We start from the raw sequence: 16,115 nt of genomic DNA, 5'->3' as shown, positions 1-16,115 counted from the left end.
CAGGGGTTCTAGTGGTGTAGCCGGCTTTTTCGAGTCGGGTCATTTCGCGGCTGACCAGCCCCTTATTGATGGCGAGTTCGGTCGTAATCTGCTTGGCCGTAACCCGGTCGTGTTCGCTGATGAAGAGTAGAAAGTTCGCATTAGTACCGTTGATGTCGGGCAGCGTAATCTCGCGGTTCATGGCTGTCTGAAAGCGACGGTGGAGTGCTCCAATAAATTTCCCAATTCTAACGATGTCCAAGACAACGGCCTCCTTTTTTATTCAGTATAGCATAGAATATGGTTGACAAATAAACTAAATGCGACTATTCTGTAATAGTTGCTTTATCAACTATATGGAGGATCTAACATGACTTTTAAACAGCGATTGCTTTTTACTTTATTATTATGTACCGGTATGGCGGGCAGTATGAGCTGGTTAGGAATGGCAGCTAACGCGGGCATTAATCTCACGATGTGGCGGGTGTACTTACTGTCGATCGTTCCCACGATTATCTTTGCCTTTGTCTTCAATCTCTTGATTGCCAGTACCCTGAGTACTTTGCTGATTAAATGGTGGACACGGGGGATGGCTAACGCAGACGCGATTCACCTTAAAGCCGGGACGATTCGTAGTTGGACGATGCTACTGGTAATGTGTTTTACCATGAGTACGCGCGCCTTGATCATGAATGGCACGCTGGGTCACATGACGGCGGTGCAGTTCGTTCTCAGCTTCTTTGAGACGCTGACCTCGGCTTACTTTATCCGGGAACTTTTCATCATGCCGGCAGTTCGACGGATTATGGCGCGCACCCACGGCACGCCTAAGCAGGGATAGTTGGCAACGCTTCGTAGTAGAGTGTTTCGAAAACAATCAAATTGTCAAAAGATATCGTGTAATACTAAAATAATCCGTAAGATTGACTAGTTAGCCATTCTTGCGGATTTTAGTCGTTTATAGGTTAGGTGTGAGCTGAAACTTAGTGGAGCTGTGCCGATTCCGTGGTCTGTTGGTGGTCAACTACCGTAAAGAAGAGGGCAAACCAACATGTGACTGCAAAGGCGATGAAGTCGGTAGTGAGATTGGAATTGTTGGTCGACCAGGCCCAAATCGCACCAATCGTTCCAACAATGGCGAATACGATAATCCAGGGGCGGCGTCGTAGCCGACGAGAGTTGTCGTTCTCCTGGTTCAAGGTGTCGGAAAACTCGCGCAATTGTTTCAAGGCGAATAGGTTGAACATGGCGACGATAAAAAATAGAAAATTAGTGGAAGCAAGTTGATCCGCAAAGAGTAAAGCGGTCATGGAAATAACGTTGACGATGGTTAAGTTGCGCAGAGGTTGTCGAATGGCTTCAAAGACCTCTGGTTTGCGCAGGGTGTCCGCCATCCCGTGATCCTCTTTGAGTAGCGTATCCAGTGATAATTGGTACAGGTCGCTGAGTGCAATCAGGCTATCGATGTCTGGATAGCTGTGGCCAGTCTCCCAGCTGGAAATCGTCTGGTGCGAGACGTGGAGTGTGTCTGCGACCGTTGCCTGAGTCAGTTGTTCTTGTTGCCGTGTTTGTTTCAAACGTTCCCCGAATTTCATGGTGGTGCCCCCTCCGATAAGTGACTTTAGCATAGCAAAATTTGGTGGAATTGCCTAGCAAAGATTCTAAGCATCCTTGATATGACAGTGCTTGACCGGCCTAGATAGCTAGAAGCATGATGCTAGCGAATGCAAATTGTGGGGCGGTAGTTGAACCCTGGTTTAGGGGAGTCGTTGCGAAGCTTCAGCTGTCAAACAATTTCAGAGCAACAAAATAGGGCCACGACGGTTGTCGTAGCCCTATTTTGCTGGCGTATCTGTCACCTTTACAGAGACTTTACACACGGCTATCGCTAGCTATGCTATAGTGATTGGTACAGACCAAATAATTGATTTAATTTCAAAGCTTACCAGATCTTTACCCGGTCGGCTGGTGCCAAGTACATGTCGTCACCTGGTTGAACGTTGAAGGTGCTGTAGAAATCAGCGAGGTTCTTGAGTTGCACGTTGGCTCGCAACTTGGCTGGCGCATGCACGTCAATCGATAACAGTAATTGCATGTATTCGGTCGTGGCTTTCATCCGCCAAACGTTACCCCAGTTGATGAAGAAGGCCCGCAGGTCAACGTCATCTTCGGACTTAGCGGCTTCAAGCGCACAACTCAGGCCGCCAGCATCGGCAATGTTTTCGGAAACGGTTAGCTTCCCGTTGACCTTCTGGCCAGCGAAGTCGATCCCGTCAAATTCGTTGATCATAGATTTAGCCAAGTCTTGGAAGTGACTGAGGTCGGCATCCGTCCACCAGTTGTTCAGGTTCCCGAATTCATCGAATTGGGCACCGTTGTTATCAAAGGCGTGGGAGATTTCGTGAGCGATTACGGCGCCGATTCCCCCATAATTAGCGCTGCTGGATTGTTCCAGACTGTAGAATGGTTTCTGCAGGATGGCAGCGGGGAAGACGATTTCGTTATTGGTAGGGGAGTAGTAAGCGTTGACCGTGTTGGCACTCATTTCCCACTTGTCACGGTCGACAGGCTTGCCCCAGTGAGCAAAGTGGTCGGCGAGGACAATTTCGCTGAATCCTTGTAAATTATCGAAGAGGGACTTGCTGGTGTCGACCTTGAATTTGGCGTAGAGTGGGTCAATCTTATCGGGATAGCCGACCTTAATCGTTAACTTTTGTAGCTTAACCACGGCTTTTTCACGCGTTGATTGGCTGAGCCAGTCGTTGGTCTTCAGACGGTTCTGGTAAACGCCAGCCATCTTAACGACCATATCGTGGACGTCTTGCTTCGCCGCTTCACCAAAGTATTTACGACCATAGTAGTCCCCAACAACTTGGGAGAAGCTTCCCATGGCCAGGTAATAAGCGGCCTTTTCTTGAGAGCGGGCTTCCTTCTTACCAGAAAGGGCACGGCTGTATGTGCCACCGACTTGACGATACTCTTCGGTCAGAAGACCGGTTGCGTCAAAGGCGGTGTTGACCAACATCCAACTCTTAACGGCGTCGAAGTTCGCTGGTGTCAGGATATCGTTGACGGCATCGAAGAACTTCGGTTGTGGCAAGATAACCGTTTCTGGGGTGTCGTGCAGCAGGTCAGTAATGGCCGCAGTCAGGTCAAGCGCGTTGACCTTGGCATCAACATCGGCTAACTTACGTGGATTGTAGATCTTCACGTAGTCGGCAGCTTCTTCAGAGGACTTCACGTGTGGCGCGATTTGGGCATCGAAGGCCTTGGCTTGTTCGACAATTTCGGCAGCTTTAGCGCTGTCATAGCCGAGCATTTCCAGTAACTTCGTCGCCGTTTGCGTGAAGATTGGCATCAACTGCTTAGCAGCTGGATTGTCCTTACTATAGTAGGTTTTGTCGGGCAAGAAGAGGTCCGGTGCGTCCACGTACAGGGCGTACTGGCTGGTGTCCTTCATGTCGGGTTCCACACCCACGCCAATCGGAACGGGTAAGCCTAGACGGTGCCATTCGGCTAAATGAGTGCTGAGGTCATCAAAGTCCTTGAGCGCTTCAATCTTGGCCAACCAGGGCTTGAGTGGGGCAGTGCCGGTGGCTTCACGTTGGGCAAAGTCGCTGGTCATGCCGTAGAGTTTCTTGAACTCCGCCATTTCGGGATTTGCCGGCGTTAATTTGCCCGCTAAGAGGTCACTGAAGTCGTGCATCAGAGTGTGTTCGATGTTGTCAGCCAGGTCCATGAAGCCCCCAGTCGACGCGTGGTCGCCGGGGATGGTGGCCTGAGCGGCCCACTTGCCGTTAACGGCGTCGTAGAAGTCCTTGGTCAATAAGGATTCGTCCACTGGAAAGTCATCAGCGGAAGGTGCATCAGAAGCAAAACGATTAATACGCATAGGAAATCCTCCTTAAAAATAGTCATTAGTGACAGGTTAACCCATTTGCAGATAAAAGGGAATTGATTTTATCATAAACCTCTCATAAAGCCGACAAAAGGCAACAATAACGGGGTCGGAACCCGTGGCTCTGACCCCGTTATCCCCTATTCCGATGACGGAAACTGTATGCTTGTGGTAGCTCAAAGACTGTGTGGATCTTAACGTGACGGGCCGCTTTCCCCATCGGGCGTTGGTGGTTGTCACGTTAACTGGCAGACGATGGTGGTGATGAATCTATTCACCACCGAGGGCCTTCCGCTTTGCGTGCAGGATCGGCCGTTGAAACTTTGGTCGAGTTCGATCCCAAACCGCAATGTTTTGTTGGTACTGGGTGAAGAAGTCGGTGATATCTGCCGAAGTCAGACTGGTTGGAATCTGATTCCAAGTTTCGGCACTTTGCAGGAAAGCCTGGCGAATGTCATGCTCTACGGTGGTCCCCTTGTCGGTCAACCGCAGGTACTTCACGCGGCGATCGTCCATCTTGGCTTCCTGTTCAACGAATCCGTCCAATAGCAGGGCCCGTAACTTGCGAGCCGCAGCCGAACGGGTGGTGCGAGTGGAATCTGCCAATTCACTGAGCGTAATATTACGTTGCTCATGAATTTGTTTCAGCAACAGATACTGTTCAAAACTAACCGAGTACTGACCGGTAATTTGTTCCGCCGCATTGATCAACACCCGAAAAATTTCCCGATACTGCCGTAGAAAATTTTCAAATACTCTTTCTTCGTTTTGCATAATAACTCCCCCTTGAAAACGAATCTAGCCGGTTTAGTAAATTTTGACGCGCAAAATCACCGCACCTATTCACTACCTCAGCATACCGTTATTATGCCGCCTGATTGCTAGGGATAAAAATGATTGCGCTTAGGGAGGAAGGGTTAGGACAATTCAGTTTGTTATCTGGTTCAGGGTATACGCTAACTAACTTTATCCCAGTAACTAGTGTTCGTGAGACTTGTGGGCAACTGTCGCCTGCGGTAGCCAAGAATTCCACCTGATGTGGGGACCGGTCCAAGCCAAAGGGCGGTCTTGAACCTCGACTTGAAACCTCATCAAGACCACGAGTTTCCAAGCTCGTCCCATGGCGTAAGAGCGGGAAGAAGCGAGCGCCCGTCCTAACGCCATCGATACGGCTGGTGACATCCTTGGCTACCTCCGGCTAAACGCGTCGTTCACATGAATCATCGGGCGGTCACTGGAATGTAGGTGGCTGGCGTTTGTCTGACAATTATGCGATGAATTAGTCGTTGAAGATTAGCTAATGATGTCGTTGTAGAGGTTACGATATATTTGAGGGTAGTGTCGCCGGAGGATGTCGGAGTGTAGCCAGCCGTGACGGCGGTGTTAGACCGGGTGGTTCTTCCCGGCCTTACACCGTGGGATGTGTTTGAAGACTTGCATGACTTTTGCAAGGCTTCAAACCAAGCCGAAAGCCCGTTTTTTGGCTGTAGGCGGTCCCCATGGCAGGCGGAACCTCGACAGCCGCAGGCGACCGACCGTATGAAAAAAAGCTCAGCGGTAATATCCACTGAGCTTCGTTGATTGTTATTTTGTCATGTAGATGTAGAGGTGATCCGTTGAGAAGCCGGTATTGAAGCGGATGCCATTGGACTTGATGGTCTTGGTCGTCGTGGAAGAGCTGTTCTTCTTAGCGTCCTTCAAGACTTTTTCAAACTTATTGATGACGTACTTTGGCTTGGCGTTCAGTGTGCTTCCCAGCAGAGCGAAGGTGGTCCCAAATTTCTTTTGGCCCGTCTTGGTCTTCATCTGCTCGGTTGGCGTAATCATGGCTAAGCCCATCAGCTTGCCATCTTGAACGTTGGCCCGCACCGTGGTGTATTTGGTGTTGACGAGGTTCTTCACGCCGTCTTTAGTCGTGGTTGGTAGGAGGCTATCCTTGGCCTTCTTCTTGGCCGTGGCCATTTCGGCTTGTAACTGCTTAGCGGCGGCTTGCTGCTTTTGAGCGGCAGCCGCGGCGGCCATTGGGTCAGTCTTAGCTAAGGCTATCATTTTTTTCTTGGTTGCGGCCTGATTCTTTTGGGCGGATTGGAGTTGTTTTTGCACCTTGGTGGGTAAGTAGGTGCCGATAACCATCTGGTTGTACTTGGCGGCAAGCTTCTTGTAATTACCTAAATCCTTAACCTTTTTGACGGTAATTGTCTTCTGGGCGCTGCCGGCGGTAATCTTCACAGTTTGATCCTTAGTGGCAGCGGGGACTTGAAAGAAATAAGCGCTGCCGCTGGTCTTGACCGTTTGTTTCTTGCCATTGTCAATTTGATAGTTCACCTGTTTGGCACCAGCCGTCCCCTTAACAACAGCGGTCAGTGCAGTTGGGCGGTAAGTGTTCTTCTTCGTGGTGACTTTATTATTCGAGCAGCCGGCTAGGGTTAAGGCAAGCAACCCCAGGGCACCCAACAAAAACTTCTTCATTATTTTGGAAACCATCCTTCTATTATTGAGTCGTTTGATTAATCTTACCACAAACCGTAAGGAATGCCAGAATGAGAATCAGCTAAACATTTACCCAGAACCCTAAAATTCTCGTGAAAATTTGTGCATTTACCTTTTCACGAGGCGTAATTATTGCTATGATAAAGGTGTTGAAAGCGATACCACATTGATGGTTTAGTATGGAAAGGACGGGATATCATGTATGAACGGATCTTAGTACCAATGGATGGGAGCAAGAATGCCCACAAAGCACTGGTGGAGGCGACCAAATTGGCGCAAAAGCTTGGATCGAAGTTGTTCATCGTTTCCGTCGCTAGTGATCAGACCTATGCCCACTACGGCGCGGAATTCGGCAGTGAAATTGTGACCCACTTCAAGGAAGCAGCTTCCAAGTTCTTGGATACCGCTGTTGAAGAAGTGAAGCAGGCGGGTGTGCCCGTTGAAACACGGTTCAAGACGGGACTCCCCAAGCCGACGATTGCCGTAACCTTGCCAGAAGAATTGAACACGGATCTGACGGTCATTGGCCGTTCCGGTTCGCACGGTTTAGGGCGTGCCATCATGGGCTCCACGACGAGCTACGTGGTTCACAATTCTAAATCAAGTGTATTAGTTGTAAATTAATAACGTTTTAGGGATCTGGCGACTGTCAGGTCCTTTTTATTTTGTGGGAATTTTAGATGGGAAGGGAGGTTGGCGTGTATTCGTAAAGGGCAGAGGGTTAGTGTCATAATTGTCAAGTGCGTTTGCCCTAACACTATGTAAAGCCGCAGGGCTGGTGAAAATGGGCTCAGCTGTGGGAATTATCTTAGCGGCGAGGGTCATGCCGGTTAGATAATTGGGTGGGGGGAAGACGCGGTTTTAAGCGGCTTACTCCCAAGCCTAAAGACCGTTCTTTGGCTTTAGGCGTCCGCCCTCAGCGCCACAGCCCATTTTCACCAGCCCGGAGGCACTTAAAAAAGACTGGACAAAAATAAAACGCACTGACAATAAATGTCAGTGCGTTTTACGGTAAGGCGTCAGATTTACTTTTTGTTCTTTAACCAACGTTGTAAGTCTGAAATTTCGTCGCGTCGCTTCCGGTCCTTTTTACGGTTAACCTTCCGACGACCTTGAACGCCATTTGGATGTGCTTTTCTCATTGTAAAAACCCTCGCTTAATTAAAATAACAATCGGGTATCATTCTATCGTTAATCCACACAAATTGCAAGGGCTGCCTAGGATTCTCCAATAATTCACCCCCTGGTAGGGTTGCTAGAGCAGCGATTCATGTGATTTGGTTAAAATTTTTATTGGGCCAAAAGTAACCCCACGGAAAGTGGTATATTGGATGCAACGCGTCAAAGGTTGGAAGGGACAGGGATTATGCAAGGCTTACTTAAGAGAAGAAAGGTCACCCTTGGCCTGTGGGTGCTGGTGTTACTGATCGGGGGTCTGCTCGTGTGGGCAACGCAACACAACGCGGGTCTCTACAGCGATCCCATCATGCAGGTGACTCGTGTCCAGAAGGGGCAAACTACCAAAGACGAGGATGATTTTCACAACGTGGATTACCAGACCAAGCAGAAACTGTATGGTCATATTCTGAATGGTAAGTACCGCGGACAAAAGCTAACTGTTACCAATACTTATTCACTGTCGGGAGCGATGGATCAGCGTTACCGCAAGGGCAGTCAGCTCTTCATCGTCGTTCATCAACATCAACACGGTCAGCTGACGGCCACGGCTAAGGACGCTAAGCGGGATACGGCACTGGTCTTCATGCTGTGGCTGGTCGTGGGCCTACTACTGCTGATTATGCAGTTCAGTGGGTTCATGGCGTTCCTCAGTGTGGCGCTCAACGGGGTGCTATTCCTGATGGCCATCATTTTAAATGGCTCGACGCAGGGTGCCCGGGTGCTGTGGATCTTTGGCAGTCTCGCTGTGGTCTTCGCGGCCCTGACCCTATGGCTAGTCATCGGCGCCAACCGGCAGATGCTGATTACGCTGGCGACCACGTTGGGAGGCACGGCGCTGTCGATTATCGTGGCGCTACTGGTCTTTCATTTCACCCACGAGAAGGGGATGTACTACGAGTCCATGCAGTACGTCACCCAACTTCCCCGCCCGTTGTTCTTGGCCGAAACGTTATTGGGATCGTTGGGAGCTGTCATGGATGAGTCGACCGATATTATTTCGTCGTTATTCGCTCTAAAACGGGAACGGCCCGAGTTGTCAGCCACGCAAGTCTTTAAGTCCGGCCGACAGATTGGAAGTACCATCATGGGGCCGCTGATCAACGTGCTCTTCTTCATCTTCGTGGCGGATACCTTCCCAATGGCAATGCTCTACCTGAAGAACGGCAATAGCTGGGGCTACACCTTCTCGATGAACATGTCGATGGGAGTCGTTCAAAGCCTGATCAGTGGGATCGGGATTGTGTTGGCGGTGCCATTAGCGAGTTATCTGGCTAGTCGTTTCATGGAAAAGAAGGTGCGCGCATGAGTACGATTAACGTTTTAGGTTTGATTCTGTTGATCTTGATGGTACTCGTCGGGGGCAAGGCCGGGCTTCAATCGTTTCTAGCACTTCTCTTGAACTTCGGCCTGCTCTTTCTCGCCATCGTGCTGGTGGCCTTTCACTTTCCGCCACTGCCCGTCACACTGGTGGTGGGGGTGCTGGTCCTGGCACTGACCATCTTCATGAGTAGCGGTGACGATATGTCGAGTACCGTGGCGTTTCTAGCCTCGGCGGTAGTGCTGGTCATTCTCGTCTTACTGATTGTACCGGTCGAGCACTGGGCGTTGGTCCAGGGGTTCGGTCCGGAAGACAGTGAGGACTTGGAGGGGTTGTCCGTACTGGTCGGGATCAACTTTGTGCAAGTCACGACCGCTACAGCCATCCTGAGCACGCTGGGGGCCATTGCGGAGGCCGCTATGGCCATTGCAGCGGGCCTCAGTGAAATCCTCGAGCAACACCCAAAAGTGTCCACCAGGGCGCTCTTAGGGGATGGTATCGCCGTGGGTAAGCAGATCATCGGGACCACCTTCAACACGCTGTTCTTTGGCTTCTTCGGGGGCTTCTTGGCGTTGTTCATCTGGTTCACGGGGGTTCACTACTCGTTTGGCGAGATTCTCAACGATAAAATCTTTGTGTCGGAGATTCTGATGATCCTCTTTGCCATGGTCAGCGTGATCTTGACGGTGCCAATCACCACTTGGGTGATGACCCGAGCGGTTGCTGGTCAGCGGAAGCGTGCGGCGAAGCAGATGAGTAAAAAATAACTGTCATTAAAAATAGAGCCGGTTCTCGAAGGCCAAGCAGATGTGCTTGGTTAACGAGAACTGGCTCTTTTATTTAAAATAATTGATTGGTTTTCGGCAGATAGGGGTATTGTTGCAGATCATCCGAAAGTATTTTTGAATCAGACCTAGCGTAAACTAGCTGAAAGATTTTTGAGTTATCAAAAATGCTAACTTGATCGACTAATTTAGAGATTTTAATTAAGTTTTGTAGTGATTGTGTGTAGCGACGATAGATGGTTTCTTCAGGAACAGCATGGCCACCCAAAGATACTCTCAGTTGGACTCGTTTTATTGCCAGTTCAGGGCTACGTAAGGCGACATACCACAGGCTTACACGGAAGCCCTGATGATGTGCGAGGGCGATGAAATCGCCTTGCGTACGGCCATTGCCAGCCAGAGTTGTCTCAACGTGGAGCGATTCCCGATTTTTAAATGCAAGTTTAGTTTGAATAATAGATTCGCGCATAGCGGTCAAGTTGTCTGAGATTCGACGCCAGTCGCCGTGGTTCTTCTGCAAGATTTCATCGGCATTGATTCTTTTGGTATTTTTAAAAACTGTTGGGTAGGCTTGAAAGAGGGTACTTTTTCCGGCACCGTTAATACCAGCGATAATCATGTAGGTAGGTTTCATCAGATGATGAATTCCTTACGATTGATAATCTTTTTTTGTTGTTCGTCGAGCGCGTAATCGAATAATGCCTTATAGACGGCTTTTTTTGAGACGTCTTTTTCATACAACGCACGATTCATCAGTTTTTCAAGATCCGCCTCGCGAGCGAGTTTTAGAATTTCATCCAGAGTTTGATCGATCATCAGAATCACCGTTCCCTTCGTATTGTTCATTGTACCTGAAAGCTCGCGAATAGCCTAAGGATTTGCGGTTTACTCTGCGATTTTCAGGCAGTCATCAGGTAAGAGCAATCGCCAGAGCATAGAAAAACGCGGCTGGAATAATTTCCAACCGCGTTCGTAATCGTTAAAATTTAGTTGCTGTTAGAGCTCGAGCTTACGCTAGAACTACTGACAGATGAAGCGTCATCGGAACTTGCGCTGGCACTCATGGCCGTGGCAGTAGTTTCCGTTGGCACATCCTTCACGCTATTCAAATTCCCAGAGTAGACCCAGTAACGTGTCTTGCTGGTGGTGTTCTTAGACGGCTTGATTCGGTACCAAGTCGAGCCCGTGCTCTTCTTGGCCGTCATGTCGACGTAGTAAGTCTTACCAACCTTAGGGGAGATCTTTGACCAACTTTGGCGCTTAGCGTTTTTGTTGGCACCCTTAACGTGGTTGTACAGGTAATACTTGGTGTACTTGCTACTCAACTTGGCTTGCTTGTTAACGGATGTGTAATCAGCATTAACTAACTTGGTGTGCTTAACGTTCATCGCGTTGTAGTACTTCTTGACCATCTGGTAGAAGGCAGCCATGGTGTACTTCTGACCAAAGTAACGCTTACCAGTGGTAGAGTAGTAGCCAACTGGGTCGGTGTGTGAAGAGCCACCCAGATTCTTGGCAACGGCACCGTGAGACCAAACTGTCCCTTTACCGTCGTAAGCGGCATCGTTAGGCTTCAAATTGTATTCATTCAACAGGTAGGCCGTGTACCAAGCCGCGTTAGAAACTTCATGGGCAAAGGCAGACTTGCTGTGAACTTCAACTTGTTCGAATTGAACGAAGCGGGCGTTCCCAGGGAAGCCAACCCCCCAAGCGAGGTAGTCGGTATTGGCAATGTTGATGATCCGAGAACCATCGACGAAGCTGTGAACGAAAGCGTTATTGTAGTTACGCTTCATGTAAGCAATTTCGTTGTAGATGGTTGAAGATGGATTGGCCGTTTCGTGAACGACAACACCTTCAGGCTTAGCCTTACCATGACGATACTTATTCTTTGGAAAACCATTCCAAATGGACTTGGTAATCTTAGCAGGCTTAATATTTTTACTGTTGATATAATCGTTCACCTTGGAGCTCGCGTTAGCCGTCGTGGTGTTGGTCATTCCGAGAACGCCAACAACCCCTAAAGCGGCCAGTGCGGTCAATACTACTTTATGCATCTTCACCCTGATCATCCCTCAAATCTTTATATTATACTGCGGCTGTGACGCCGCTCAGTCGATATTCTTCGTTATCAACTATATACAATATCGGCGGGTACGACAACCGCCAGGCTGGGCTAAGACTGTAATATTACGCGATTAATATCAATACTGACGGGATTGTTTAGGGTGTTTGCAAATACATTAAATGTTTACGACACCTGTAATGTGGCTGTAACATTGCTATGACAGCGGTTTCGAGCCGTTGGCCGCCCAATTTTGCCGGCTGGGATCAATGTGGAGCTTCTGCTGGCATTCGGGACACAGGCCGTAGACTTCGACGTGGTTACTGGTAATCAGGTAGCCAGTCTGGGCCGCCGCCTCGCTATTCAATTGCTGTTCAATCTGTGGAAAATCGGGAGCGAAGACGTCCGTGATCTTGCCACAATTTTCGCAGATAACGTGGTAGTGGGGTCGACCGTAGAAGTCGTAGCGCAGACCACCGTTATCGTTAGGCAATTCGATGACGACGCCCAGGTCGACTAGGAGATTCAGAGTATTGTAGACCGTCGCCATGCTCAGATTGGGGAGCTGGTTAGCCAGCGCATTAAAAATCGTGTCCACCGAGGGATGATTGTGATGCGTGACGAGGTAAGTCAAAATAATTTGCCGCTGGGGCGTGACCCGGACGTGATGGTCCTTCAGGGTCTGTAAGGCTTGAGTCAACAATTGCTGTTGCGTTGCCATGATACTATCCCTCCTTAGTTTTAGTGATGACATGGTGAAGCACCTATGGTTGTCAGGCGTTCGGATGTCGCGTTGATTCTTGAGTTGTCTTGAGAATCGTTTATTTATAATCACTCTAGTTTGCCTCTATTAAACCACACTTTGACAATACTTCCAGTTTTATGCCTCACCGTAGGATCCTAGACGGCTGAATTGACTGACTTTGATTTTTAGAGTTTACTTTTAGAGGTAACCTGAGTACAATGTATTTGTTAGTAGATGATAATGATTCTAAATTAAAACTAAAATCACTGACGAGATGGTCACAAACTATGATGATATCACAAGTTTTGGGATTCGCGACAAGCTACTTACTAAAAGTTGGACCACAATTTAGTTTGTGACACCTAACTTTTATTTATAAGAGTGTTAAAATAATAGACGGATATTATTTGGGGGCGGATAGATATGAAGAAAGAGAAAAAAACGGCAACGTTGGCTCAACGAATCAACGTTCTACGAGCCAGCGTGATGGGTGCCAACGACGGGATTCTTTCCGTGGCCGGGATCGTTGTCGGGGTGGCTGGTGCTGCGACGAGTAGCTTTGCCATCTTTATTTCCGGGATTGCTGGCATGATTGCCGGGACCGTGTCGATGGCCATGGGGGAATACGTCTCAGTCAATGCGGAGAAGGATGCCCAACGTAAGGCGATCGAAACGCAGACCGTGGCGCTGGATAACGATTACGAAGGTGAGTTTGCTTTCGTTAGGGACAAATACTTAGCGAGTGGGATTCGTCCGGAGCTGGCCGATCAGGCGGCTCGGGAAATGATGAGTGAGGATCCCCTCAAGACCACCGTACGTGAACGGTTTGGATTTAACGTAGGGGAGTACACCAACCCTTATTCAGCAGCGATTGCGTCGATGATTTCATTTCCAACTGGTTCGATTCTGCCGTTGGTCTCAATTACGTTGTTGCCTGAGCAGTGGCGAATCATCGGGACGTTTATTGCCGTGATCATTGCGCTATCAATTACCGGCTACACGGCTGCCATTTTGGGTAAGGCCAACCGGTGGAATGGGACTAAGCGTAACGTCATTGCTGGAATTTTAACGATGTTGGTCACTTACGGCATCGGCAGTTTATTTGCATAGAGGGGAGCCGATTCTATGGCAGCAAATGAAGAAGTACGTGTCAAAAAGCAAAAAGAAAAGCAAACGATGAGTGAAAAACTAAATACCTTGCGAGCTGGGGTGCTGGGTTCTAACGATGGGATTCTGACCGTTGTTGGGGTGCTGTTCAGTGTCGCTGCGGCGACGAACAACCAGTTTACGATTTTTATCGCCGGGCTCTCCGACCTGTTGGCTTGTGCCTTCTCGATGGCTTCGGGGGAATACGCCTCCGTCAGCACGCAGAAGGATACGGAAAAGTCGGCCGTGGCACAGGAAGCGGCGTTGTTGAAGTCCAACTACGCTGACCAGGAGGCCGCGGTCCAGAAGTTCTATGAGGAACGGGGTGTCTCCGCCGAAACCTCCCTGGCCATCGCGCAGGATCTGATGCATAAAGACGCCTTAGCCACAGTGGTTAACGTGAAGGAAGACATTCAGCTTGGGCACTACATGAATCCCTGGAACGCTGCCTTTTCATCCCTGATTGCAGCCTCGCTGGGGGGCGCCTTTCCCCTGATCGCCATGAGCCTCTTTTCCACGGCTTGGCAGTGGCCAGCGACCATCGTTGCCGTTCTGCTTTCGGTGACTTTGACCGGGTTTCTGAGTGCTAAATTAGGACATGGATTAGTCCGGACGGCGATCATCAGAAACGTCATTGTCGGGATTATTACCATGTTTATTCACTATTACGTGGGGCAACTCTTCTAAGTGAAATATCGCTGCTTTCTTAGCGCATTGCCAGATTCCTAGTGTACAATGGGCCAATATCTTTTTTGAAAGTGAGGAATTTGGTTGAAGCGCAAGATGAGTTTATTTTCATTAGTCATGCTAACGCTGAGTGCCATCATCGGTTCAGGTTGGTTGTTTGGGGCGGGAATGGCCGCTCAGATCGCCGGCCCGGCCGCTATCCTATCTTGGATTTTGGGGGCCGTGGTTATCGGCCTGATTGCATTGAATTATATTGAACTAGGAACCATGTTTCCGACGAGTGGGGGGATGAGCCAGTATGCGGCCTTCTCCCACGGCCCCTTGCTGGGGTTCGTTGCCGGCTGGTCCAACTGGCTGTCGTTATTGACGATTATTCCAATCGAAGCCGTTGCCGCCGTGCAGTACATGAGTTCCTGGCCCTGGGACTGGGCGAACTGGACTAGGGGATTCTTGAAGGATGGGAACATTACCAATCAAGGGTTAATGATTGTCTTCCTGTTTATTTTGGCCTTTACGTTATTGAACTTCTGGTCGGTGAAGCTACTGACTAGATTTACCAGTTTTATCGCTGTTTTCAAATTAGCGATTCCCACGCTGACCATTATCGTGTTGATTGCGACGGGGTTTGAGCCGAATAACTTTGGTCACACCGCGGGCTTTATGCCCGGTGGGAGTGCGGCCATCTTCTCGGCGACGACGGCTGCGGGAATTATCTTCTCGTACAATGCCTTTCAGACGACAATCAACATGGGAAATGAGATCGCGCACCCGGAGCGTAACATTCTCTGGGGAATCGTGATTGCCTTTGGGATCAGTACCGTGATTTACACGTTACTGCAGGTCGCCTTCATTGGGTCCGTACCCGCGGCAAATCTGGCGCACGGGTGGCAGGGGGTTAACTTCCAGTCGCCGTTCGCGGATATTGCCATCCTGTTAAATCTGAGTTGGTTGTCAACGTTGCTATATTTGGACGCGTTCGTCTCGCCATTCGGGACTGGTGTGTCCTTCGTGGCCACGACGAGTCGCGCCCTGGCTGCCATGACGGGGACCAAGCACGTGCCGACCCGGTTGGGTGAAATCAACCGAAAATACCAGACCCCCCGGCGGGCCATGGTGGTTGACATGTTGTTGGGAGTCTTACTGGTTGCCGGTTTCCGAAACTGGAGTGCGTTGTCTAACGTGATTTCCACATCAACGCTGATCGCTTACCTGACGGGACCGGTCACAGTGACTGCGCTGCGGCATCAGGGACGCAACTTTGTTCGGCCATTTCGACTCCATTGGATTCACCTGTGGGCACCACTCGCTTATGTACTGGCCAGTTTGGCCATCTACTGGGCGAAGTGGCCGACCACGGTCGAGGTCTTTGGTGTGATCGCCTTGGGTCTGATCTGTTACATTTATTATGAAATTCGCCAGCCAGCGGGATGGCACGCGTTACGCGCGAGCCTCAAGGGAAGCCGCTGGTTACTGGCAGAAATGGTCTGGCTTACGCTGATGTCGTACGCCGGCAGTCATGAGTTTGGTGGGATTGGGCAGATTGCCTATCCTCTAGACTTCCTGGTCGTCGCATTGGGCAGTCTGGCCTGTTATTATCTCGGGGTTCATGATGCTTATCGGAGTGATTCATTTGACATCGCACGCGAATTAAATCAGCGGGTGACGGAAGAGGATTAGTTTTAGGGAGAGTTTATAAAGAAGCTGTTAGGCCAATGTGAGGTCTAACAGCTTCTTTTGTCGTTAGTTGTGTAATTTTATTGTACTACTGACATGAACCAAACTCTGATTGGCACCGCCCGGCAAGGCGGACCACAGGAGGCAGA

The 16,115-nt window shown here is 49.6% G+C and carries 16 protein-coding genes; 7 read left to right on the top strand and 9 right to left on the bottom strand.

All coding sequences use genetic code 11. The features are described from left to right. On the bottom strand, positions 1–241 hold a 241-nt coding region (locus FD07_RS09215; protein WP_156403284.1), incomplete at its 3' end, for a MarR family transcriptional regulator. Between the two features lie 108 nt (positions 242–349). Here FD07_RS09215 and FD07_RS09210 point away from each other — a divergent pair. Continuing rightward, on the top strand, positions 350–820 hold the full coding sequence (locus FD07_RS09210; RefSeq protein WP_020090025.1) for a hypothetical protein: 471 nt from the start codon (positions 350–352) through the stop codon (positions 818–820). Positions 821–962: 142 nt separating this feature from the next. Here the strand turns inward: FD07_RS09210 and FD07_RS12805 are convergent, their stop codons facing one another. The 4 genes from FD07_RS12805 to FD07_RS09190 form a co-directional block, all read right to left on the bottom strand. Then, positions 963–1,574, bottom strand: a complete 612-nt coding sequence (locus FD07_RS12805) for a helix-turn-helix domain-containing protein (RefSeq protein WP_020090024.1) — start codon at positions 1,572–1,574, stop codon at positions 963–965. 347 nt (positions 1,575–1,921) lie between these two features. Next, entirely contained in the window at positions 1,922–3,871 is a 1,950-nt protein-coding gene (locus FD07_RS09200) for a M13 family metallopeptidase (RefSeq protein ID WP_020090023.1), read from the bottom strand. A 276-nt stretch (positions 3,872–4,147) separates the two neighbouring features. Further along, entirely contained in the window at positions 4,148–4,651 is a 504-nt protein-coding gene (locus tag FD07_RS09195) for a MarR family transcriptional regulator (RefSeq protein WP_020090022.1), read from the bottom strand. Between the two features lie 810 nt (positions 4,652–5,461). Then, on the bottom strand, positions 5,462–6,346 hold the full coding sequence (locus FD07_RS09190) for a hypothetical protein (RefSeq protein WP_020090021.1): 885 nt from the start codon (positions 6,344–6,346) through the stop codon (positions 5,462–5,464). Between the two features lie 219 nt (positions 6,347–6,565). Between FD07_RS09190 and FD07_RS09185 the strand changes: the two genes are divergently transcribed. The 3 genes from FD07_RS09185 to FD07_RS09175 all read left to right on the top strand — a co-directional run bounded on the left by FD07_RS09185 (position 6,566) and on the right by FD07_RS09175 (position 9,631). After that, a complete protein-coding gene (locus FD07_RS09185) occupies positions 6,566–6,991 on the top strand; it encodes a universal stress protein (RefSeq protein ID WP_020090020.1) in 426 nt (141 codons plus the stop codon). A 742-nt stretch (positions 6,992–7,733) separates the two neighbouring features. Beyond that, positions 7,734–8,852, top strand: a complete 1,119-nt coding sequence (locus FD07_RS09180; RefSeq protein ID WP_020090019.1) for a YibE/F family protein — start codon at positions 7,734–7,736, stop codon at positions 8,850–8,852. Continuing rightward, complete coding sequence (locus tag FD07_RS09175; RefSeq protein ID WP_020090018.1) at positions 8,849–9,631, top strand: YibE/F family protein; 783 nt, start codon at positions 8,849–8,851, stop codon at positions 9,629–9,631. The genes FD07_RS09180 and FD07_RS09175 overlap by 4 nt, the downstream gene beginning before the upstream one ends. Before the next feature lie 73 nt (positions 9,632–9,704). Here the strand turns inward: FD07_RS09175 and FD07_RS09170 are convergent, their stop codons facing one another. The 4 genes from FD07_RS09170 to FD07_RS09155 form a co-directional block, all read right to left on the bottom strand. Beyond that, a complete protein-coding gene (locus FD07_RS09170) occupies positions 9,705–10,283 on the bottom strand; it encodes a zeta toxin family protein (RefSeq protein ID WP_020090017.1) in 579 nt (192 codons plus the stop codon). Then, complete coding sequence (locus FD07_RS09165; RefSeq protein ID WP_020090016.1) at positions 10,283–10,495, bottom strand: hypothetical protein; 213 nt, start codon at positions 10,493–10,495, stop codon at positions 10,283–10,285. The genes FD07_RS09170 and FD07_RS09165 overlap by 1 nt, the downstream gene beginning before the upstream one ends. Before the next feature lie 140 nt (positions 10,496–10,635). Further along, positions 10,636–11,706: a peptidoglycan recognition protein family protein gene (locus FD07_RS09160; RefSeq protein ID WP_033388953.1), complete on the bottom strand. Its 1,071-nt coding sequence runs from the start codon at positions 11,704–11,706 to the stop codon at positions 10,636–10,638. Between the two features lie 225 nt (positions 11,707–11,931). After that, a complete protein-coding gene (locus FD07_RS09155; RefSeq protein ID WP_020090014.1) occupies positions 11,932–12,435 on the bottom strand; it encodes a Fur family transcriptional regulator in 504 nt (167 codons plus the stop codon). 447 nt (positions 12,436–12,882) lie between these two features. Between FD07_RS09155 and FD07_RS09150 the strand changes: the two genes are divergently transcribed. The 3 genes from FD07_RS09150 to FD07_RS09140 all read left to right on the top strand — a co-directional run bounded on the left by FD07_RS09150 (position 12,883) and on the right by FD07_RS09140 (position 15,969). Continuing rightward, entirely contained in the window at positions 12,883–13,569 is a 687-nt protein-coding gene (locus FD07_RS09150; protein ID WP_020090013.1) for a VIT1/CCC1 transporter family protein, read from the top strand. Between the two features lie 15 nt (positions 13,570–13,584). Continuing rightward, on the top strand, positions 13,585–14,292 hold the full coding sequence (locus FD07_RS09145) for a VIT1/CCC1 transporter family protein (protein WP_020090012.1): 708 nt from the start codon (positions 13,585–13,587) through the stop codon (positions 14,290–14,292). 96 nt (positions 14,293–14,388) lie between these two features. Further along, entirely contained in the window at positions 14,389–15,969 is a 1,581-nt protein-coding gene (locus tag FD07_RS09140) for an APC family permease (protein ID WP_033388952.1), read from the top strand. The last annotated feature ends 146 nt before the right edge of the window (positions 15,970–16,115 follow it).

Source organism: Levilactobacillus parabrevis ATCC 53295 (genome assembly GCF_001434055.1).
Lineage (GTDB): Bacteria > Bacillota > Bacilli > Lactobacillales > Lactobacillaceae > Levilactobacillus > Levilactobacillus parabrevis.
This window is presented reverse-complemented; position numbering and strand designations above follow the sequence as displayed.

What these genes read in the sequence shown, in the direction of transcription:
- FD07_RS09210 (WP_020090025.1), top strand. Translation starts at nt 350, where the DNA reads ATGACTTTTAAACAGCGATTGCTTTTTACTTTATTATTATGTACCGGT.
- FD07_RS12805 (WP_020090024.1), bottom strand. Translation starts at nt 1,574, where the DNA reads ATGAAATTCGGGGAACGTTTGAAACAAACACGGCAACAAGAACAACTG.
- FD07_RS09200 (WP_020090023.1), bottom strand. Translation starts at nt 3,871, where the DNA reads ATGCGTATTAATCGTTTTGCTTCTGATGCACCTTCCGCTGATGACTTT.
- FD07_RS09195 (WP_020090022.1), bottom strand. Translation starts at nt 4,651, where the DNA reads ATGCAAAACGAAGAAAGAGTATTTGAAAATTTTCTACGGCAGTATCGG.
- FD07_RS09190 (WP_020090021.1), bottom strand. Translation starts at nt 6,346, where the DNA reads ATGAAGAAGTTTTTGTTGGGTGCCCTGGGGTTGCTTGCCTTAACCCTA.
- FD07_RS09185 (WP_020090020.1), top strand. Translation starts at nt 6,566, where the DNA reads ATGTATGAACGGATCTTAGTACCAATGGATGGGAGCAAGAATGCCCAC.
- FD07_RS09180 (WP_020090019.1), top strand. Translation starts at nt 7,734, where the DNA reads ATGCAAGGCTTACTTAAGAGAAGAAAGGTCACCCTTGGCCTGTGGGTG.
- FD07_RS09175 (WP_020090018.1), top strand. Translation starts at nt 8,849, where the DNA reads ATGAGTACGATTAACGTTTTAGGTTTGATTCTGTTGATCTTGATGGTA.
- FD07_RS09170 (WP_020090017.1), bottom strand. Translation starts at nt 10,283, where the DNA reads ATGAAACCTACCTACATGATTATCGCTGGTATTAACGGTGCCGGAAAA.
- FD07_RS09165 (WP_020090016.1), bottom strand. Translation starts at nt 10,495, where the DNA reads ATGAACAATACGAAGGGAACGGTGATTCTGATGATCGATCAAACTCTG.
- FD07_RS09160 (WP_033388953.1), bottom strand. Translation starts at nt 11,706, where the DNA reads ATGCATAAAGTAGTATTGACCGCACTGGCCGCTTTAGGGGTTGTTGGC.
- FD07_RS09155 (WP_020090014.1), bottom strand. Translation starts at nt 12,435, where the DNA reads ATGGCAACGCAACAGCAATTGTTGACTCAAGCCTTACAGACCCTGAAG.
- FD07_RS09150 (WP_020090013.1), top strand. Translation starts at nt 12,883, where the DNA reads ATGAAGAAAGAGAAAAAAACGGCAACGTTGGCTCAACGAATCAACGTT.
- FD07_RS09145 (WP_020090012.1), top strand. Translation starts at nt 13,585, where the DNA reads ATGGCAGCAAATGAAGAAGTACGTGTCAAAAAGCAAAAAGAAAAGCAA.
- FD07_RS09140 (WP_033388952.1), top strand. Translation starts at nt 14,389, where the DNA reads ATGAGTTTATTTTCATTAGTCATGCTAACGCTGAGTGCCATCATCGGT.